Below are 20,361 nucleotides of genomic sequence, written 5' to 3' on the forward strand. Positions count from 1 at the left end.
GGAAAGCCGGTTTGCTGCCGGTCTGTTAACACCTCCCAGCCATTTGTTGCAAGGTGCCACATTTTGATTTGCAGTACCACACATTTTATGACAGAACGGGCGCCAGCCCGCCAGGCACGACTTCTAGGGAGAGGGAAGAATGCTCAAGCCGCTGAGACGTACTGCGTCCAGACTGCTCGTCGCAGCCGTATTTGTGTGGCCCCTGACGTGGCAAGTGACACAAGCGGCCGCGTGGGATCTGAAAGAGGCGTCGAAACCCTATAGCGGCCAGACCATCCGCATGGTCGGCGAGGCGCTGCCGCCGCTCGAAGCGCTGAAGAAGATGGCGCCGGAGTTTGAAAAACAGACCGGCATCCATGTCGAAGTCGAGATGTACGAGCACTCGGAAGCCGTCAACAAGGTGCAGCTCGATCTCAACTCGCACCGCGGCCGCTACGACGTCATCATCCAGCCGCATCGCGAACTCGGCAAGTTCGCCACCAACAACCATCTGGTCGAAATCGCCAAGATGATGGCCGACCCGGCTTTGCGCGATCCGAGCTTCGAGCCGGAGAAGCAGCTCTACCAGACCGCCTGGCACGAAATCTCCTGGTATGACGGCAAGGAGTACGGCTTCCCCTTCACAGTGCTCAACATGTTCATGTGGTATCGCTCGGACCTGCTCGCCGATCCCAAGGAGCAGGCAGGCTTCAAGGCCAAGTATGGCTACGACCTCGCTCCCGCCAAGGACTGGAAGCAATATCGCGATATCGCCGAATGGTTCTATCGCCCCGACCAGGGCTTTTACGGCACCGCCCTGCAGGGCAAGCGCCACGAGGCGCTGTGGTATGAGTGGCTCAACTTCCTTTATTCCTTCGGCGGCGACGTGCTCGACGTGAAGAGCGGCTCGGCCTGCGGCCCGGTCATCGTCAACAGCCCCAAGGCCGTCGCCTCGCTCGAATATTACAAGAGCCTGCTGCAATTCTCGCCGCCGGACAGCCTCAACTATTTCTGGGATGATGTCATGGCGCTGATGCAGCAAGCCAAGGTCACCGAGCTGATCATGTGGAACGACGCAACCTATGCCGTATCGGTCGACACCACGGCCTCCACCGTGGTCGGCAAGGTTGGCTTCGATCTCGTGCCGCAAGGCGACGGCGGCAAGATCGGCCAGGTCGAGGGCTGGACCTATCTGATCCCGGTCTATTCGAAGAACCAGCAGGCCGCCTTCCTCTTCGTCCAGTGGATGATGGGCTATGACCGCCAGCTCGAGCAGCATCTCAATGGCGGCGCCTCGGGCCGGCCCGATGTCTATGCCTCGGCGGAGGTGCAGAAACTGCCCTACGCCAAGGCGTCGATGGAGGCCAACGAGCATGCGGTGCCGAAGGCGACGCTGCCGCAATCGGCCGAGATGACCGACATACTGGTGCGCGAACTGTCATCCTACCTCGCCGGCGAAAAGGAGGCGCAGGCCGCCCTCGACACCGCCGCCACCGACATCTCGACACTGCTCGGTTCTTGCGCACCCATGACCTATCCGGCACGATAGGCCTTGAGATGTCGCGCAGAGGCTACCCGCACAAGCGGGTAGCCGTTCTTGTCCGCAGGAAACGCCCGTGACGAACCGCACTCCATCGCCGCGCGGAATGCCGCTTCTCGACCGTGGGGTGGGGCCGCTCTTGATGCTGCCGGCGACGCTGCTCGTCGTCGTCTTCCTGGTCGGCCCGTTCTACTACATGGTCTACACCGCGCTGACCGACCTCAGCTTCGCCGACGCCAGCCATGCGGGCGCCTTCGTCGGTTTCGACAATTTCCGCAAGCTGATGCGCAACGACCCATTCTTCTGGGCATCGTTCCTGCTGACGCTGAAATTCGTCATCATCGCCGTCGGCCTGGAATTCCTGCTCGGCTTTGCGCTGGCCTTCCTGATCTTCCGCTTCGTCGCCAGCCAGCGGCTTCTCACCACACTCCTGCTCATCCCGATGATGATCGCGCCGGTCGCCGTCGGGCTGATCTGGCGGCTGCTGTTGCAGGGCGATTTCGGCATGCTCACCTTCTACATGCGCAAGGTCGGCCTGCTTGCGCAGAATTCGGCGGTGCTTTCGGCACCCGACCTGGTGTTTCCGACCATCGTCGCCATCGATGTCTGGCAGTGGACGCCTTTCGTCACCCTGATCATGCTCGCCGGGATGATGAGCCTGCCGCGCGCGCCGTTCGAGGCGGCGATGATGGATGGCGCAAAACCGTTTCAGATCTTTTGCGATGTCATGCTGCCGCTGCTGCGGCCCGTCATCGCGCTGGTGCTATTGCTGCGCGGCATCGACGCGTTCAAGGAGTTCGACAAGGTTTTCCTGATGACCGGCGGCGGTCCGGGAACGCTGACCGAACTGGTGTCGATCTACGCCTACCGCGTCAACTTCCGCAACTGGGACCTCGGCTACGGCGCCGCGGTCGCCTTCATGATCTATCTCGTCGTGCTGATCCTGTGCTCCGTCTTTTACAAGGCCGTCTACTGGTCGAGCCGCAAGCAGGCGGCGTCGTTTTGAGGGCGCTGCGATGATCGATCAATCCACCAACCGCGCCTGGAGCAGTTTTGCCTGGGCCGTGCTGCTGGTCGCTGTCGTGGTGGCCTTGACGCCCTACGTCTGGATGGTGCTGGCCTCGTTCAAGAACCGCGTCGACCTGTTGTCCTCGGTGCCAAAATGGGCTTTTACGCCGACGTTCTCCAACTATCCGGCGGTCTTCATCGACAAGGAATACTGGCCGCTGGCGATCAATTCGGTGCTGATCTCGGTGTCGTCGACCATACTTTGCATCGTCATCGGCGCGCCAGCGGCCTATGGCTTTGCCCGCTCGGATTTTCCCGGCAAGGAAGACCTGTTCTTCTTCTTCCTGACCACGCGCATGGCGCCGCCGATCTCAATCGCCGTGCCGCTGTTCCTGTTCTTCACCTCGCTGGGCCTGATCGACACCATCTACGCCGTTGTGATCGCCCACACCTCCTTCAACCTGTCGCTCGTCGTCTGGATGATGCGCGGCTTCTTCGCCGAAATCCCCAGGGAGATCGACGAGGCCGCGATGATGGACGGCCGCTCGCGGCTCGGCGCCTTCTTCTTCGTCGTTGCACCGCTGGCCGCGCCCGGCATCGGCGCGACGGCCGTGCTCTGCTTCATCCTGTCATGGAACGAGTTCCTCTACGCCTTCATCCTCGTCGCCTTCGACGGGCGGCCGCTGACCGTCGGCATACCGGGGCTGGTGACGCCGCATGGCACGCTATGGGGCCAAGTCGCGGCGGTCGCCATCGTGGCGACGCTGCCGATCGTGCTTTTCACTTTCCTTGTCCAGAAACAGCTCGTCCGCGGCCTCACCTTCGGCGCGGTCAAGGGTTGAAGGGATCTCGCATGGCAATTGTTTTCGACGGCGTCACCAAGGCTTTCCCCGATGGGACGGTGGCGCTGCAGGCGCTCGACCTTGCTTTCGAGCCCGGTGAATTCCTCGTGCTGCTCGGGCCCTCCGGCTCGGGCAAGACGACAGCCTGCCGGCTGCTCGCCGGGCTGGAGCGGCCGACCGCCGGGCGCATCATGGTCGAGGGTCGCGATGTCACCGACCTGCCGCCGCGCCTGCGCGGCATGGGCATGGTGTTCCAGAACTATGCGCTCTACAGCCATAAGAGCGTCTACGAGAACATCGCCTATCCCTTGCGCATCCGAAAAATGCCGGCCGCCGTGCTCGACCGCTGCGTCCGCGCCATGGCCGAGCTGCTCGAAATCACCCGTTACCTCGACCGCCGCCCTTCGCAATTGTCGGGCGGCCAGGCGCAGCGCGTCGCTGTGGCCCGCGCCCTGGTCTGGCAGCCTAGCCTCTGTCTGATGGATGAGCCGCTGTCCAATCTCGACGCCTTGTTGCGGCTCCACATGCGCACCGAGCTGAAGCGGCTGCATCGCGAGCTGAAAAAGACCTTCGTCTTCGTCACCCACGACCAGGAAGAGGCGATGACGCTGGCGACCAGGGTCGCGGTGCTGCGCGAAGGCGCGCTGATCCAGTACGACGACCCGCGCGAGATCTACCGGCGCCCGGCCAATCGCTTCATCGCCGAATTCATCGGCCGTCCAGCGATGAACACGTTCGATGGTGACGTCCGCGCCGGCGTCTTCCACGCCAGCGGTTTCACTTGCCCGCTTCCGGGAAAGCCTGATGGTCCCATCGTGCTCGGCATTCGCCCCGAGCAGATCCAACTGGTCGACGCCTCCGCAAGCGATGCCATCCAGTTTGCCGTCGACGTCGTCGAACCGGTCGAGCCGGACGTGCTGATCTTCGCCAAGAGCGAGGCGAACGCGCTGATCGTCAGGACAGTGAATGTCGATCGCGCTTTCGATCCCGGCCAGCCGCTTTATCTACGCTTTCCGCCGGCAGCGCTGCACACGTTCGATGCGGTTTCGGGAGCGCGGCTGCCGTGAGCTCGCTACTCGCTTTGGTGCCGCTGGCCGCCGCGGCACTTGTCTGGCGGCTGTTCTACAGCTTCAACCTGTCGCGGCGCTGGTTCTCGATGGGGGAACTCATCTTCTGGGACGCCATTGCACTGGTAATCCTGCAGCTTGTCTGGCTGATCTGGTTCTGAATGCGCATTCCAGCAACGCAGATCAGTAGCCCAGCGCACAACCGTCCTTGCGCGGATCGGAGGCACCGGTGAGCGTGCCCTTTTCCCAATCGATCAGCACCAACTGGCCGCCGCCATGCGGCTCCTCGGCGATCGAAACCTGATGGCCGCGCTGACGCAGGCCGGCGATCGCCTCAGCCGGAATCCCGCGCTCGGCCAGCACGGCATTGTCCTTGTAGAACACCCGTGGCGCATCCAGTGCCTGCTGCGGGTCCATCCCGAAATCGATCATGTTGGTCAGCAGATGGACATGGCCGAACGGCTGGTAGCCGCCGCCCATCACCCCGAACGGCATCACCACCTTACCCCCTCGCGTCGCCATGCCAGGCATGATGGTGTGCATCGGTCGCTTTCGCGGCGCGATACGATTTGGATGGCCTTCCGTGAGGCGAAAACTGCTGCCGCGATTCTGCAGCACGACGCCTGTCTTGGGACCGACGACGCCGCTGCCGAAGGAACCGAAGGTCGAGTTGATGAAGCTGACCGAATTGCGGTCGCGGTCGACCACGGAGATATAGACGGTGTCGCTGCGCGACAGCTCAAGCCGCGGCAGATGCGTCATGGCGAGGGCCGGATCGATGGCGGCGCGCAGCCGCTCCGCATACGCTGCCGACAACAGTTTCTCGACGGGGACATCAACGAAATCCTGGTCGCCGATGAAAGTGTCGCGGTCCTGATAGGCAAGCCGGCCGGCTTCGATCTCGAGATGCAGCCGCTCGGCGCTGTTCGGCTCCAGCGAGTTAAGCGCAAAGCCGGAAAGCACATTGAGCATGATCAGCGCCGTCATGCCCTGATTGTTCGGCGGCATCTGGTGGATGTCGTGGCCGCGATAGGATGTCTTCACTGACTTGACGTAGTCGCCTTGGGTCTCGGCGAAATCCTCCAATGCATGCAGCCCGCCCAGCGCGCGAAGACGCGCTACCAGGTCCTCGGCGACCGCGCCTTCATAGAAGCCGGCGCGACCTTGGCTCGAGACGACGCGCAAGGTTTCCGCCAGTTGCGGTTGGCGGTGCAGATCGCCCGCCTGCGGCGCCCTGCCCTCCGGCAGGAAGATGCGCGCGGCATGTTCATCGGCTGAGAGCAGGGCGACCTCGTCGGCCCAGTCGAAGGCGACGCGATCATAAACGACATAGCCTTGTTCGGCATAGCGAATGGCTGGCGCCAGCGCGGCGTCGATGCCCTTTTTTCCGTGGTCCTCGAGTAGCCGGCACCATGCATCGATGGCGCCTGGTATGGTGACGGCATGCGGTCCGGCCGCAGGCAGTTCGCTATGCCCCCGCTCCAGATACCATTCGGCATTTGCCGCAGCGGGCGAACGCCCCGAGCCGTTGAAAGCGAGAACATCGCCCTCGCCTTTGGGACTGTAGAGCACAAAACAGTCGCCGCCGATGCCGGTCGATTGCGGCTCGACGACGCCTTGCACCGCCGCAGCGCAGACAGCGGCATCCATGGCATTGCCGCCGGAGCGCAGCATGTCGATGGCGGCCAGCGTCGCCAGCGGATGCGATGTCGCCGCCATCGCTTCTGTCGCGCGAACTGGCGAGCTGCCGGGGAACTGAAAATCACGCATGCAATCCTCCGATGATCCACCCGCCGGTACTAACCTCAATGCTTGATACGGTCGCGCATCGCGTACCACAACATCCCCAGCACATAGAGCGGGCCCCGCAGCGCCGTACCGCCCGGGAACGGCATCGGCGTCAGCGTCGAGAACAGGTCCAGCCGCGAGGCGTCGCCCGTAATCGCTTCGGCCAAGAGCTTGCCCGACAGCGTTGACAGGATGACGCCCTTGCCGGAATAGCCATGCGCGAAATAGACCTCGCCATAGTGCCCGACATGCGGCAGCCGCGACGTGGTCACCGACACCAGGCCGCCCCAGGCATGATCGATGCGGCAGCCCTTCAGTTGCGGGAAGGTGGCCTCCATATGCGGCCGCACGAAGCCGGCAATGTCGGCCGGCGGCGATGGCGTGTAGCGCTCGCCGCCGCCGAACAGCAGCCGACCGTCCGCCGACATGCGGTAGTAGTTGACGACGAAGCGCGTGTCGGACACCGCGACATTGGCCGGGATGACATTGTGTTTGCCCTCCAGCGGTTCGGTGGCGACGATGTAGTTGCCGACCGGCATGATGCGGCTGTTGACGCGCGGCTCCAGCCCATGCAGCAACGCGTCGCCGGCCAGCACGACATGTTTGGCCCTTACCGACCCCTGCGCCGTCGAGACCCGGATCGAAGGCTCGCGCTCCAGCTTCACCGCGACGGAATTTTCGTGGATGACGACACCGGCCGCCACGGCGGCATGGGCAAGGCCAAGCGTGTAGTTCAGCGGATGCATATGGCCGCCGAGCGGCTCATACATCGCGCCATGATAGGGCGTGTCCACCTTGCCGCGTGCCTGCGCCGCCGACAGGATCTCGACGTCGCGGAACTTCATCACGCTCTCGAGGCATTTGGCCTCGTCTTCGAGATCCCTGAGGTCGGAGCCATTAACGGCACCGACGAGATGGCCGGTCAGCCGCAGATCGCAGTCGATGGCGTGGCGCTCGATGATGTCGAGCACCAGGCCCCGCGCCTCGAAGGCGAGGTCGAACAGCGCCTTCGCCCGCTCGGGGCCGTAGAGCTTGACCAGCCCCTTGGCGCCTTTGCGCAGGCCGGGGATCATCTGGCCGCCATTGCGGCCCGACGCGCCCCAGCCGATCTTGCCGCCTTCGAGCAGCACCACCTTCAGGCCGCGCTCGGCGGCATGAAGGGCGGCCGACAGGCCGGTGCAGCCGCCACCGACCACCACCAGATCGGCGCCGACATCTCCCACCAGCGCCGGATGGTCCGGCGCCGGATTGGCGGTGGCGACATAATAGGAATTGCCGATATCGAGGCTCGAATTGAAACCCGTTGAGCCGGAGGCCATGATCACACCTTCAGCAGCAAATGGTCGCGTTCCCAGCTCGTCACCACGCTCTGGAACAGGTCGAGTTCGACGCTCTTGACGCGCAGATAGGTCTGGAAAAAATCCTCGCCGAGCAATGCCCGCACCGGCTCGCAAGCAATGAAACGATCAAGCGCCTCCTCCATCGTTTTCGGCAGCGTGCTTTTGATCTTGTAGGCATTGCCCGAGGCCTCAGCCGAGCGCGCCAGCTTCTGCTCGACGCCGAGATAGCCGGCAAGCAGCGAACCGGCGATCGCCAGATAGGGATTGCAATCCGCTCCCGGCAAGCGGTTCTCTACCCGCCGGGCGGCGCGGCCACCTGCCGGCACGCGCAGGCCGCAAGAGCGGTTGTCATGCGACCATTCGATGTTGGCCGGTGCGCTGTGGTTCGGCCGGATGCGGCGGAACGAGTTCACGTTGGGTGCGAACAGCGGCATGATCTCGGGCACATATCTCTGCAGGCCGCCGATGAAATGGCCGAACATTTCGGTGTCTGCATCATCTCTGTCGGCAAACAGCGCGGCGCCTGTCGTTTCATCGACGACAGACATGTGCAGATGCATCGAGCTGCCAGCCTGCGCGGCGATCGGCTTGGCCATGAAGGTGGCGTGCATGCCGCTCTGCTGCGCTGCTTGGCGAGTCAGCCGCTTGAACAGCAGCACCTGGTCGGCGAGTGGCACCGCGTCGCCGTGCAGCAGATTGATCTCCAGCTGCGCGGTGCCCGATTCATGGATCAGCGTGTCGACCGGCAGGCCGGCGGCTGCGGCATAATCATAGACGCGCCTTATCACCGGCTCGAATTCTTCCAGCGCCACCATGTCATAGGGATGCTGCGAGCCCTCGGCGCGGCCATTGGCGCCAACCGGTGCCGTCAGCGGCTGGTCGGGATTCGGATTGGGCGCGGTCAGATAGAATTCGACTTCCGGCGCCACCACCGCGCGCCAACCGCGCTTCCGGTAGAGATCGAGCACGGCGCGCAGCACATGTCGTGGCGAGGCCATCCAGGGCTTGCCTTCCATGTGGAAGGCGTCGGCGAAGACATAGGCTTTGCCAGCGCCACCGCCCGGCGCCAGGCACAGCGTCGACATATCAGGCACCATGCGCATATCCGGGTCTTGATAGGCAAAGCCTTCGTCGATCGAACCGGAGTAGCGGCCATCGATGCTGACCAGGAAAGCGCTGCTCGGCAGGTAAAGTGCGCGGTCTTCCAGCGCCTTGAGGAATTTTGCTGTCGGCAGCGCCTTGCCGCGCAGCACGCCATTCATGTCGGGCACCAGGCACTCGACCTCCGTGATGCCGTGCTGGGCGAGCCAGGCCTTGGGATCGTTGCCGGTGAAGAGAGCGGTGTTGGTATTTTTGTCCTGCATTTTGGTTCACGTACCTATGAGAGAGAGTATGGCTTGCGCGGCCACATCCGTTCCAGGGGTCAGCGCCATCTTGGCAGCATTGTCCCTGAGGCGGGCGCGCATCGCATCGTCGGCCAGCAGGCCGAGAATGGCTCTCTCCAATCCCCCTTCGGTCCAGGCGTCGCGGCCGATATGGTCGCCCACGCCCGTCTCTCCCGCGCGTTGCGCATTGTCGTGACCGTCCCAGCAATAGGGCATGATCAGCGACGGCACGCCGAAGCGCAGCGCCTCGCAAAAGCTGTTGTTGCCGCCATGGTGGATGAACAGGTCCGACTTCGCCACCACCGAAGGCTGCGGAAACCAGGCGTCGAGATAGACATTGTCCGGCACCGCGCGATAGGCGTCGCGCAGGCCGCCGGCATTGACGATGAAGCGCGCCGGCAGCCTGTCGAAGACGGCGAGCATGCGCTCGATCAGCCCGACATCCATCGCGCCGAGGCTGCCGAAGCTGACATAGACCAGCGGGCCGCCATTGCGCGGAAACACCGGCACCTCGAATGGCCCTTCCGAACGCACGCAGCCTTCGAGATAGACAAAGCGTTTGGGGTCGAGCGGCTCGGCCCGCTCACGCCGTACGATCGCTGGCGTCAGCAGCAGATTGAGGTCGGGTGATGTCTCGAGGAACAGGCCCTTGGGCAACGGCGCCAAGCCGGCATCCGCACGAAAACGGTTGAAGCGCTCATGCGCGGGTGCGGAGGCCGCGAGATAGCGCGCTTCGAACGCCGTACGTTGCGGGTCGTCGGCACCCATCCCCGAGAGATAGGGCGGCACCTCGGCATCCGGCAGTTCCGTCTCGGCACAGGAGACGACGCGCACCCACGGGCAGCCGGCGGCGGCGATCGCCGGGAACATGATGACGTTGTCGAGCACCACCGCGTCCGGCTTCAGCCGCGCCAGCAATTGGCGCAGCGGCGCCTCGGCGTTGACGGCGGTGTCGACGATCGCTTGCCAGGTCGGCGCGACATAGGTCTCGAGCTGGTCGATCGGGCTCAGCCGGAAATGCGGCAGGTGCCGGCGCACGAAGGCCTGCCAATAGCTCTGGCGGTCGCTGTCGCTCAGCGGCTCATCCGTCGGCAGATGGTATTCCTGGAAGCCATAGTCGGTAAAGACGCCGGAGAAGCCGGCATGGCAGATGAAGACGGGGCGAGCGCCCCGTGCGCGCAATGCCTGTGCGATACCGACGCAATTCAACGCGGCGCCGAAACTGGCTTCGGGAAACAGCGCGATGGTCGGGCTGGCTTTACGCGTCAATTATTCCTCTTCAATCCGGCCGGCTGATCATGCCGAACAGTGCGGGAGCTCCGCGGCTGGCTGCTTGCGGTCGCTGGCTGCGGGAGAGCCGCAGGTGGATGCGAAGCAGATCGGCAGCCACCTCATACTGCCGGCTTTCAAGATAGTCGAGTATGCCCGAGTGTTCGCGCAACGATTGCCGCAGCCGAAACACGTTGACGCCGGAATAGATGCCCGGCAGCCGGCGCAGGCGGAGATGATCGGCCAATGCATCCGACACAAAACGGTTGGCGCAGCCCTCGGCGATCATGCCATGAAAATCCATGTCCAGCCGCTGGAACTCGCGCGTGTCGAATGTCTCGTCCGGCAGCGCTGCAAGCGCTTCCATGCCTTGCCGCAACATTGCTGCCCGCGCCCCGTCCAGCCGAAAGCCTGGCGTCAGGATGGCCGCCGGCTCCAGCACCAGGCGGAACTCGTAGCTTTCGCCTTGCGCCTCCGGATCGTCCGGCGCGCGGCGAAACAACCAGGATTGCCCAGGCGCACGATCCAGAAGATTCTCGTCGGTCAGTTTGTTAAGTGCTTTTAGTACCGTCTTGCGATCAGCGTCGTAGCGTCGCATCAGCCCCGCGATGGTCACCGTCTGGTCCAACCGTCGCGCCGAGCGGTCGCGCAGGATGGCTTCGGCGAGCTCGTCTTCCTCCGCACTGGGTAGTTCGGCGGCAATGGCGGGCTGGGCGGCGAGGTCGACCGTCAGATGATAACCGCTGTCGGCCTCCCAGCGCACCACGCCCCGTTCCGCGAGCAGGCCGAGTGCCGCGCGTACGGGCGTGCGCGAGACATTGCACAGCGAGGCGATCTGCTGTTCGGGCAGGCGGGCGCCAGGCTCGAAGCCACGCTGCCGCGCCACATCCAGGATGCGTTGCGCCAGATCGAGATGGTTGGTGCGAGGTCGTCTGGCTACGGCTTGCATGACTTTTCTCGAATGCGAATGTGGCGCATTGGTCTGGCTGATCGCCGGAACAGGGACAATCGGCCAAATTCCTCCGTCGGTTGACAGATTATGGATTGACGTACTTTTTTCTGCAATAGTACTGTCGGTACAATCGGCGAGAAAAGACCGAGGGAACAGGATCGAGGCAGGCGCGCGCGTCGCCGGCCTTGGTCCGGCAAATGATTTCGACGATCAAACCGAATGGGAGACTGCCATGACCGCTACCAGCCTGCGGCGCCGTGCGCTCAATACATCCTCAATCGCTCTCGGTCTCGCCCTGACGCTCTCGGTGCCGGCTGCCGCAGCCGACCTCGTTATTTCGAACTGGGATGGGTACATGGCACCCGACGCCATGGCCGCTTTCAAGACCGCCACCGGCGTTGCCGGCGAAGTGGTGGTGCACGCCACCAATGAAGAGATCATGGGCAAGCTGATTGCCGCCGGCGGCAAGGGCTATGACGTGGTCTTCGTCTCCTCGCCCTTCGCCGAAGTATTAAACAAGCTTGGCCTGACCGAGCCGATCGACCATGCCAAGATCCCCAACCTCGCCAACCTCTATCCCGAAGCGACCAAGCTGCCGCACGATGTCGGCAACGCTTTCTCCGTGCCTTACACCTGGGGCACGACGGGCCTCTGCTACCGCTCTGACCTTGTCAAGACGGCGCCCACGAGCTGGAGCGACCTGCTCGCCCCTTCCGACGAGATGAAGGGCAAGACCACCATGCTGGCGACCGATCGCTGGCTGCTGGCCGCCGGGCAGCTCGACAAGGGCTATTCGGTCAACGAGACCGACCCGGCCAAGATGGCCGAGGTCAAGGACCTCCTGATCTCCGCCAAGAAGACCCTGCTCGCCTATGACGACACCACCTTCTATTCCAAGCTGGTTTCCGGCGAGGCGCTGATGGTGCAGGCCTGGGACGGCTGGTGCAATTACGGCATCGCCGACAAGCCGGAGATCAAATACGTCATCCCTAAAGAAGGTTCGGACCTGTGGGTCGACACGATGGTGGTGATGAAGGCGTCCGAGCACAAGGACGACGCCTTCAAGTTCATCAACTTCATGCTCGACGCCAAGAACCACGCCTGGGCGGCGCAGAACATCGACTACAAGGTGCCGAACAAGCCGGCGATGGAAAGCCTGCCGGCCGACTTCCTGGCCAAATTCCCCAACATGGCGATGCCGGTGGCCGATCTCGTCAAGTTCGAGCAGTTGCGTGACGTCGGCGAAGCCCAGCGCGACTATTCCAAGATCGTCAGCGAGATCAAGGCCGCGCAGTAAGCGGCGCAGACTTCACGGCCGGCAGCACTTCTGCCGCCGGCCCTGAGCGGTACCCGAGAAATTGTCCCAGACCCGACTTCGTTCCTCTCTGCTGATGGCCCCGGCGCTGGTCTGGCTGACCGCGCTGATGGTTATCCCATGCGCCCTGGTGCTGGCGCTCGCCTTCTTCCGGCGCGGCGTCTATGGCGGCATCGACTACACCTTCACGCTGGGGAATTTCGGGCTGGTCTTCGACCCGCTCTATGCCGGCATCTTCCTCAACTCAGCACGTATCGCCGGTACCGCGACGCTCATCGCAGTCGTGATCGGCTATGCCGCGGCCTATGCAATTGCCGCCGCACCGCGCCGGTGGCAGCCAATTTTCCTGTTCTTCGCCGTGCTGCCGTTCTGGTCCAACTATCTGATCCGCACCTATGCCTGGATCGTGCTGCTGAACCGCGAAGGGCTGATCACCCAGCTCTTGCGCTGGTTCGGCTACACCGGCGAACCGCCCTCGATGCTCTATACCGAAGGCGCGGTCATCGCCGGCCTCGTCTACAACTATCTGCCCTTTGTTATCCTCGCCTGCTACGCGCCGCTGTCGCGCCTCAACCCGGAACTGGCCGAAGCATCGCGCGATCTCGGCGCTTCGGCCGCCACCACCTTCCGACGTGTCATCCTGCCGCTGACCCTGCCCGGCATCACTGCGGGCGCCGTCTTCGTCTTCGTGCTGTCGATTGGCAATTTCGTCACCCCGGCGCTGCTTGGCGGCGGCCGCTTCCAGATGATCGGCAACCTCGTCTACGACCAGTTCCTGACCGCCAATGACTGGCCGTTTGGCGCGGCATTGGCGATGGCGCTGATCGCCATCATGCTTCTGGTGCTGATGGCGCAGGCACTCGCCGCCGACCGCGCCGCGGGGCGTGCGGCTGAGGCAAGGGGTGACGCCTATGGCTGAGCGCCGCGCAATTCTTGCCTTCTCCCCGTCCACGGGGAGAAGGTGCCCCGAAGGGGCGGATGAGGGGCGGCGTCAACCTTTGCGACGCTCAACGCTGCCCCCCGTCTGCCCGCCGGCATCTTCTCCCCGTGAACGGGAAGAAGGACTCTGGTCGTTCGCTTGCCTTCCAATTGTCGGAGGCCGGCGATGACCCATTCCTTCACCCGTACGATCGGCATGCGGACGATCCTCACCCTCGTCTTCGCCTTCCTCTACATCCCGATCGCCGTGCTGGTGGCGCTGTCCTTCAACGAAGGCGGATTGCCGACGGCATGGTCGGGCTTCTCGCTGAAATGGTACATTTCGCTAACTTCGAACAGCGCCATCCTGTCTGCAGCGCTCAACACGCTGATCGTGGCGCTGGTCTCGACCGCAATCGCCACATTGCTCGGCACGCTGCTGGCGATCGGCGTCGAGATGCGCCGGCAATATGGCAAAGGCCTCGAAGCCCTGATCTTCGCGCCGATGATCATCCCCGACATCGTGCTGGCGATTGCGCTTCTCTCGTTCTTTTCGATGCTCAACCTCACCATGGGCCTGCACACCATCATCCTCGCCCATGTCGTCTTCAACCTCGCCTTCGTCTGCTCGGTGGTGCGCGCAAGGCTAAAGAGTTTCGACTGGTCGATCGTCGAGGCCTCCGCCGACCTCGGCGCCTCGGCTCTGACCACCTTCCGGCGTGTGACATTGCCGGTCATCGCGCCGGCAGTGATTGCCGGCGCTCTGCTTGCCTTCACGCTCTCGGTCGACGAGTTCATCATCGCCTTCTTCACCGCCGGTGCCGGCCGCGCCTCGACGACGCTGCCTATGCAGATCTACGCCATGATCCGCTTCGGCATCACGCCGGAGATCAACGCGCTGGCGACCATCGTCATGGCGGTATCCATCACCGCGCTGACCCTGTCGCAGCGGCTCAACCGTGGGATCATCGGCCAATGAGCGAACCGCGCACGCTGCTGGCCATTGATAACGTGTCGAAGACGTTCGGCCGGGTCACCGCCGTCGACGGCATCTCGCTCGATATCCGCGAGAACGAGTTCTTCGCGCTGCTTGGACCCTCCGGCTGCGGCAAGACCACGCTGCTGCGCATGCTGGCGGGCTTCGAGACACCTACGGGCGGCCGCATACTGCTCGATGGCAAAGACATCGCCCGGACCCCGCCCAACAAGCGGCCGGTCAATCTGATGTTCCAGTCCTACGCGCTGTTCCCGCATATGAGCGTGCGCGCCAATGTCTCCTACGGGCTGGAGATGGAGCGCTTGCCGAAAGCTGAAATCCGTTCCCGCGTCGACGCCATTCTGGCCACCACCGAGCTTGTCCCCTTCGCCGACCGTAAGCCTGAGCAATTGTCGGGTGGCCAGAAGCAGCGCGTCGCGCTTGCCCGCGCGCTGGTCAAACGGCCTCGGTTGCTGCTGCTCGACGAACCGCTGGGCGCGCTGGACAAGAAACTGCGCGGCGCCATGCAGATGGAGCTGAAGCGCCTGCAGCACGAAGTCGGCATCACCTTCGTCATCGTCACCCACGACCAGGAAGAGTCACTCGTCATGGCCGACCGCATGGCGGTGCTCAAGGACGGCCAGCTGCTGCAATGCGACACGCCGCACGTGATCTACGAGCATCCCACCGACCGTTTCGTCGCCGACTTCATCGGCGTGATGAATTTCGTACCGGGCAAGATGTCTGCGGATGGCGTGATCGCCGCGAACGGCGCGCGCATCACCGGCAAGGTTCCCGCCAAGCTCACACCCGGCGCTTCCGCTGTCGCTTCGGTGCGACCCGAGCGCATCCGGCTGTTCCCGTCAGCCGAGACCGCCAACCGCATCGCCGGCACGGTTGAGGCGCTGGCCTATCACGGGCTCGACCTGCAGCTGCATGTCCGCACGCCTCTGTCGCCAAAACCATTTCTGGTGCGCGTCACCGCCGATGCCGCCGACCGCCGGCCGGTCTCGTCGGGCGATCAGGTCGAACTCGGCTGGGACGCCGCCGATGTCAGAATTTTTCAGGAATAGGAGAGCTTGATGGCGCAGAAGACGATCGCGTTTTTTCCCGAAGCGGCCTACGGCCCGGCGCTCAATTCGGTCGGCATCGCGCAAGCCGTCGAGGCGCGCGGCCATAAGGCAGTGTTCCTGTCCGACCCCGGCTTTGTCGATGTCTACAAGGGTTACGGCTTCGAAGCGCATCCGGTGAACCTGTCGGAGCCGATGCCGCCCGAGCAGATGGCGAAATTCTGGGAAGACTTCATCAACGGCCACATCCCGAACTTCCGCAAATCGCCCTACGATCAGGTCGACAATTACGTGAAGGATTGCTGGACCGCGATCGTCGACAGCGCCAAATGGGCGCAGAAGGATTTGCCGCGAGTCCTAGCCGCCATCAAGCCTGATGTCATTTGCGTCGACAATGTCATCCTGTTTCCGGCCATCAAACAGTTCGGCAAGCCTTGGGTGCGCGTCATCTCCTGCTCGGAAAACGAGATCGAGGATGAGGGCATCCCGCCGCATCTCTCCGGTTGCGGCGAGAACGACCATGTCGGCCACCAGCGCTATCGCGATCATTTCAATGCGGTGATCAAGCCCATCCACGACGACTTCAACGCCTTCCTCACCGCAAACAATGAAGCGCCATACCCGGTCGGTCAGTTCTTCGAGACCTCGCCCTATCTCAATCTGCTGCTCTATCCCGAAGCGGCAAAGTTTAAACGCCGCCATCCGCTTGATACGACGAAATTCCAGTATCTCGAAGGCTGCGTGCGGCAGGAAAAGCCATACGCCGTGCCGACCTTCGCCGAGAACAATGACGGGCCGCTGCTCTATGTCTCCTTCGGCAGCCTCGGCGCCGGCGATGTCGATTTGTTGAAGCGCATAATCGCAACACTGGGAAAGACCCGTTACCGCGCGCTGGTCAATGTCGGCGGCTACAAGGACCTGTACACGGATGTGCCGGACAACGTCATCGTCGAGAGCTGGTTTCCGCAGCCTTCAGTCATCCCGCAGGTCGATGCCGTAATCCACCATGGCGGCAACAACTCGTTCACAGAGTGCCTCTATTTCGGCAAGCCGGCCATCATCATGCCCTATGTCTGGGACGGCCACGACAACGCCACCCGCGTCCAGGAAACCGGCCACGGCTTCGGCATGCCGCGCTACGACTGGAGCGACGCCCAGCTGATCAGCAGGATCGAAGCCTGCCTGACTGACCCCAAGATGAAGATCAGGCTGGCGAAGACCTCGGCGCAGATGCAGGCCCAGAACGGGCCTGAGAAGGCAGCCGGGCTGCTGGAGGCGCTGCTGTGAGTGCGATGTTTAAGATGCCGAGCCCTGGCACCCCCCTCTGGCCTGCCGGCCATCTCCCCCTCAAGGGGGGAGATCGGCTGTCACCAATGCTTTCCCCAATCGCAGAGCTCACAAGAAATGCGCCGTCATCGAAGCTGCCGATCTCCCCCCTGGAGGGGGAGATGTCCGGCAGGACAGAGGGGGGCCTTGTAGAGCGGCAACGCACCGCGGCTGAGCATCATGACCGTGGAGCGCGCCCATGACCTCCTCCGCGCCGCACCTCCACCAGGCCTCCACCCGCACCGATCTCGTCGACTGGGGTGCCCAGCCGGATGCGTTAGATGGCGCTTCACACTCGACCGGCAGGCTGGTGCACAAGGGGCCCAACAACCAGCCGGAATCCGGCATCTGGGTGTGCACGCCCGGCCGCTGGCGGCTCTCGATTCCGCGCGACGAATTGTGCCATTTCGTCGCCGGCCGCGCGACGTACCGGTCAGATGCCGGGGAGGTGGTAGAAGTCGCAGCCGGGACCGTGGTCATGTTCCCTGCCGGCTGGACAGGCGAATGCACCGTGCATGAGACCATGCGCAACGTCTACATGCTGGCTTGAACAGCAACGGAGCTTCCCAATATGCCGACACCGCACTGGCCAAAGGCCTCGACCGTGAAACTGGAGGACTGGGGCGGGGGCAGCAACACGCTTGCCGGCTCGCCGCGCGCCTCGGCAGGATCCTCTCGCAGAACCCGGACGGCTCAAGCGAATGCGGCCTGTGGTCGTGCACGCCAGGCAGCCGCAAGGTTACCTTTGCCGCCGACGAGTTCTGCCATTTCCTGTCGGGCCGCGGGACCTATGTCCGCGAGAATGGCGAAGAGATCCCGGTCGAGGCCGGCATGCTGGTGTTCTTCCCCGCCGGCTGGGCCGGCACCTCCACCATCACGCAAACACTGACCAAGGCCTTCATGTGCCGCTGAGCACTTTTTTAAAGGAAATCGCCATGACCACGCCCATCATGCAATCCCCGCTTGCCATCACCGACCTCGTCGACTGGGGCGTCATCCCGACCATGATCGAGGGCGTGTCCCACACCTCGGGCAAGCTGCTCTACAAGGGGCCGGAGGGCCGTTCGGAATGCGGCCTGTGGGTCTGCACCCCCGGCAAATGGCACTGCCATGTCACCCGCGACGAGTTCTGCCACTTCCTCGAGGGCCGCTGCACCTATGTGCACGAATCGGGCGAGGTCATCCAGATCGAGCCGGACACGGCGGCGTTCTTTCCTCAGAATTGGAAAGGCGTCTGCACCGTCCATGAGACCATCAAGAAGGTCTACATGATCCGCTGAGCGGACCTGAAAGGACGACCATGCAATTCTCCGCTGACCGGCCGGCTTTCTTCGTCAATCCGGACTACCGGCCGATGACCGGCACGGCAAAACCGGTGATCGATCCGGCGACGCTGGAGACCGTCGGCTCGATCGCCGCGGCCAGCGACGGCGAGATCGACGCCGTGCTCACCGCCGCAACCACGGCACAAGCCGCCTGGAAGCAGCTCGATGCCAAGAGCCGGGCAAAGCATCTGCATGCGGTCGCCAACGCCATCGAGGCGGCGGACTTCACGCGCTGCGCCGAGCTGATGGTGCGCGAGATGGGCAAGCCTTATCCCGAAGCGATCGGCGAGATCGCCAATTGCGCGCCGATCTTCCGCTACTATGCCGAGATGGCGCGCGACGACGCCGGCAAGATCGCCGGTACGACGCAGGCCGGGTCGTTCCAGTATGCGCGCTACGAGCCGTATGGCGTCTCCGTGCACATCATGCCTTACAACTTCCCGATCCTGCTGATGTGCTGGACCGTTGCGGCCTCGCTTGCCGCCGGCAATGGCTGCATCATCAAGCCGGCCGAAGCCACGACGCTGTCGACACTCGATTACATGACCGTGTTCCGCTCGCTGCCCGAAGGGCTGGTCTCCTGCCTGCCCGGCACGGCCGCCACCGCGCAGGCGCTGATCGCCTCCGAGCGCACCCACGCTGTCGCCTTCACCGGCTCGGTCGCCGCCGGCAAAGCCGTGGCAGTCGCCTGCGCCGAGCGCATGAAGCCTTGCGTCATCGAAGCCGGCGGCAGCGATCCGCTGATCATCAGCGAGCACGCGCCGCTCGACGTGGCGGCAGCCGGCAGCGTCACCGCCGCCTTCCACCTGACCGGCCAGGTCTGCACCTCGGCCGAACGCTTCTTTGTCGTCGACTCGGTTCACGATCGCTTCGTCGAGCTGTTCGCCGAGAAGACGCGGGCGCTGCGCATCGGCAATGGCATGGACAAGACCGAGATCGGCCCGCTGGTCAGCGAAGCCGCCCGGGCGAAAGTGATGCGGCTGGTCGATGATGCTGTCAGCAACGGCGCTATAGCCGTTGCCGGCGGGCGCATTCCGCCGGCGCACAACACTGGCTGGTTCTACGAGCCAACGATCCTGACCGGCGTCACCCCCGATATGGCGATCGTGCGCGAAGAGTGTTTCGGACCGGTCGCCGCCATCTGCCGCGTCAAGGATTTCGACGAGGCGATCCGGCTTGCCAATGACAGCCCGTTCGGCCTCGGCGCCTCGGTGTTCACCACCGACCTCGCCGAGGCGCATGAGGCGGCCGAGCGGCTCGAGGCCGGCATGGTCTGGGTCAACAACCCGCTGATCGACAATGACGCCTTGCCCTTCGGCGGCTGGAAGGCATCAGGCCTTGGCCGCGAGCTGGGACGCCAGGGACTCGACGCCTTCCGACGCTCCAAGATGGTCATCATCGACCACAGACCGGCGATCCAGGACTGGTGGTATCCTTACCCCGACAGCTGGTTCCGCGAGACAGGCGGCCGCAAGCACGTGTGAGTCCGGCCAGTCCAAAACGTAAGCTGATGCTTACGCATCTGCCGAGATAGGCCGGCTATTTCAACGCTTGAAGCTTGTCGATCGCGGCAGTGAATCCGGCAAGCGAGACCGGAATGGTCACCGGCTTGCGCGTCACCGACTCCATGCCGATGTTCAGGTTGGTTCCCGATTTCATCGCCTTGACGAGGTCCGCCGACAAAGGGGTCGCGGCATAGGCGCCGTTCTGGTCGCTGGTCTGGATGGCAATGGTCGTCTTCTGCCCCTGGTCGATCTGGTACGAGGCGCCGGAAGGCAGGAACAGCCCGTGCGGCAAGGCCAGCAGCATGGCGAGGCTGCCATTGCCGTTGTCGCGGCGAACCGTAACGGTAAGAACGCGCTGCCCCGTCTTGGCCTCGGTAAGGTTTTGGGAGACCTGGCATTGAAGCTCGATGCCGGCCGATCCGCTGGCGCAGTTTAGCGCCCACGGATTGCCTTCTGCAGGCTTGGTCTCGGCAGATGTGGTTGACTTCGGCTCTTCGGCAAGCGCCGACCCTGCCGTCACGACCAGCCATAGCGCGCCGACCCAGGCGGCCCGGCCACAAACGGTTCTCAGCAATGAAGCCATCCGATCCTCGTCGTGTCAGGGTTTCGCCGAGCGCGTTGATACAACAGCCGAGCCTGGCGGGGAAGCCAATACGGTACATGATCTCGGGCTAAATTACTGTTGCTGAATTGTCACAATAAACAACTTTGAAATCTTGTACGTGTAAAGCAAACAATCATGCTCGCTATACACTG

General features: G+C 63.5%; 20 protein-coding genes. 14 read left to right on the top strand and 6 right to left on the bottom strand.

All coding sequences use genetic code 11. The features are described from left to right. Positions 1 to 214: 214 nt before the first annotated feature. The 5 genes from NKJ64_RS21910 to NKJ64_RS21930 all read left to right on the top strand — a co-directional run bounded on the left by NKJ64_RS21910 (position 215) and on the right by NKJ64_RS21930 (position 4,597). Entirely contained in the window at positions 215 to 1,528 is a 1,314-nt protein-coding gene (locus NKJ64_RS21910; protein WP_023751732.1) for an ABC transporter substrate-binding protein, read from the top strand. Between the two features lie 67 nt (positions 1,529 to 1,595). After that, the gene (locus tag NKJ64_RS21915; RefSeq protein WP_155923888.1) at positions 1,596 to 2,525 is read left to right on the top strand and encodes a carbohydrate ABC transporter permease; all 930 of its coding nucleotides are present in this window, start codon (positions 1,596 to 1,598) and stop codon (positions 2,523 to 2,525) included. 10 nt (positions 2,526 to 2,535) lie between these two features. Next, on the top strand, positions 2,536 to 3,369 hold the full coding sequence (locus NKJ64_RS21920; RefSeq protein WP_023751730.1) for a carbohydrate ABC transporter permease: 834 nt from the start codon (positions 2,536 to 2,538) through the stop codon (positions 3,367 to 3,369). 11 nt (positions 3,370 to 3,380) lie between these two features. After that, positions 3,381 to 4,436, top strand: coding sequence for an ABC transporter ATP-binding protein (locus NKJ64_RS21925; RefSeq protein ID WP_023830120.1), 1,056 nt, complete (start codon positions 3,381 to 3,383; stop codon positions 4,434 to 4,436). Then, on the top strand, positions 4,433 to 4,597 hold the full coding sequence (locus NKJ64_RS21930; RefSeq protein WP_023728593.1) for a hypothetical protein: 165 nt from the start codon (positions 4,433 to 4,435) through the stop codon (positions 4,595 to 4,597). The genes NKJ64_RS21925 and NKJ64_RS21930 overlap by 4 nt, the downstream gene beginning before the upstream one ends. Positions 4,598 to 4,619: 22 nt before the next feature. Here NKJ64_RS21930 and ggt read toward each other — a convergent pair whose 3' ends face one another. The 5 genes from ggt to NKJ64_RS21955 are packed head-to-tail and all read right to left on the bottom strand — an operon-like array spanning position 4,620 to position 11,167. Beyond that, on the bottom strand, positions 4,620 to 6,206 hold the full coding sequence (gene ggt / locus NKJ64_RS21935; protein ID WP_352463300.1) for a gamma-glutamyltransferase: 1,587 nt from the start codon (positions 6,204 to 6,206) through the stop codon (positions 4,620 to 4,622). 35 nt (positions 6,207 to 6,241) lie between these two features. Beyond that, positions 6,242 to 7,543, bottom strand: coding sequence for an NAD(P)/FAD-dependent oxidoreductase (locus NKJ64_RS21940; RefSeq protein WP_031207726.1), 1,302 nt, complete (start codon positions 7,541 to 7,543; stop codon positions 6,242 to 6,244). A 2-nt stretch (positions 7,544 to 7,545) separates the two neighbouring features. Next, a complete protein-coding gene (locus NKJ64_RS21945) occupies positions 7,546 to 8,928 on the bottom strand; it encodes a glutamine synthetase family protein (RefSeq protein ID WP_023830124.1) in 1,383 nt (460 codons plus the stop codon). Positions 8,929 to 8,934: 6 nt separating this feature from the next. After that, complete coding sequence (locus tag NKJ64_RS21950) at positions 8,935 to 10,218, bottom strand: glycosyltransferase (RefSeq protein WP_023830125.1); 1,284 nt, start codon at positions 10,216 to 10,218, stop codon at positions 8,935 to 8,937. Positions 10,219 to 10,228: 10 nt separating this feature from the next. Further along, entirely contained in the window at positions 10,229 to 11,167 is a 939-nt protein-coding gene (locus NKJ64_RS21955) for a GntR family transcriptional regulator (protein WP_023685712.1), read from the bottom strand. Between the two features lie 235 nt (positions 11,168 to 11,402). Between NKJ64_RS21955 and NKJ64_RS21960 the strand changes: the two genes are divergently transcribed. The 9 genes from NKJ64_RS21960 to NKJ64_RS22000 all read left to right on the top strand — a co-directional run bounded on the left by NKJ64_RS21960 (position 11,403) and on the right by NKJ64_RS22000 (position 19,584). Further along, positions 11,403 to 12,467, top strand: coding sequence for a polyamine ABC transporter substrate-binding protein (locus NKJ64_RS21960; protein WP_023685711.1), 1,065 nt, complete (start codon positions 11,403 to 11,405; stop codon positions 12,465 to 12,467). Positions 12,468 to 12,561: 94 nt separating this feature from the next. Beyond that, positions 12,562 to 13,404: an ABC transporter permease gene (locus NKJ64_RS21965; RefSeq protein ID WP_023830126.1), complete on the top strand. Its 843-nt coding sequence runs from the start codon at positions 12,562 to 12,564 to the stop codon at positions 13,402 to 13,404. Positions 13,405 to 13,590: 186 nt separating this feature from the next. After that, positions 13,591 to 14,382, top strand: a complete 792-nt coding sequence (locus NKJ64_RS21970) for an ABC transporter permease (protein ID WP_023830127.1) — start codon at positions 13,591 to 13,593, stop codon at positions 14,380 to 14,382. Further along, entirely contained in the window at positions 14,379 to 15,452 is a 1,074-nt protein-coding gene (locus NKJ64_RS21975) for an ABC transporter ATP-binding protein (RefSeq protein ID WP_352463301.1), read from the top strand. Before NKJ64_RS21970 ends, NKJ64_RS21975 begins: the two co-directional genes overlap by 4 nt. 9 nt (positions 15,453 to 15,461) lie before the next feature. After that, on the top strand, positions 15,462 to 16,736 hold the full coding sequence (locus NKJ64_RS21980; protein ID WP_023830129.1) for a glycosyltransferase: 1,275 nt from the start codon (positions 15,462 to 15,464) through the stop codon (positions 16,734 to 16,736). Between the two features lie 238 nt (positions 16,737 to 16,974). Then, positions 16,975 to 17,325 carry a cupin domain-containing protein gene (locus NKJ64_RS21985; protein ID WP_023754206.1) on the top strand — a complete coding sequence of 117 codons (351 nt, stop codon included), beginning with the start codon at positions 16,975 to 16,977 and terminating at the stop codon, positions 17,323 to 17,325. Then, positions 17,322 to 17,687, top strand: a complete 366-nt coding sequence (locus tag NKJ64_RS21990) for a cupin domain-containing protein (protein WP_245263512.1) — start codon at positions 17,322 to 17,324, stop codon at positions 17,685 to 17,687. Before NKJ64_RS21985 ends, NKJ64_RS21990 begins: the two co-directional genes overlap by 4 nt. A 23-nt stretch (positions 17,688 to 17,710) precedes the next feature. Further along, positions 17,711 to 18,055: a cupin domain-containing protein gene (locus NKJ64_RS21995; protein WP_023672951.1), complete on the top strand. Its 345-nt coding sequence runs from the start codon at positions 17,711 to 17,713 to the stop codon at positions 18,053 to 18,055. A 20-nt stretch (positions 18,056 to 18,075) separates the two neighbouring features. Next, positions 18,076 to 19,584 (top strand): aldehyde dehydrogenase family protein, encoded by a 1,509-nt coding sequence (locus NKJ64_RS22000; RefSeq protein WP_023754205.1) that lies wholly within the window; start codon positions 18,076 to 18,078, stop codon positions 19,582 to 19,584. A 55-nt stretch (positions 19,585 to 19,639) separates the two neighbouring features. Here the strand turns inward: NKJ64_RS22000 and NKJ64_RS22005 are convergent, their stop codons facing one another. Next, positions 19,640 to 20,188, bottom strand: a complete 549-nt coding sequence (locus tag NKJ64_RS22005) for an invasion associated locus B family protein (RefSeq protein WP_023754204.1) — start codon at positions 20,186 to 20,188, stop codon at positions 19,640 to 19,642. Positions 20,189 to 20,361 lie beyond the last annotated feature (173 nt).

Source organism: Mesorhizobium sp. M0062 (assembly GCF_040323125.1).
Classification (GTDB): Bacteria; Pseudomonadota; Alphaproteobacteria; order Rhizobiales; family Rhizobiaceae; genus Mesorhizobium.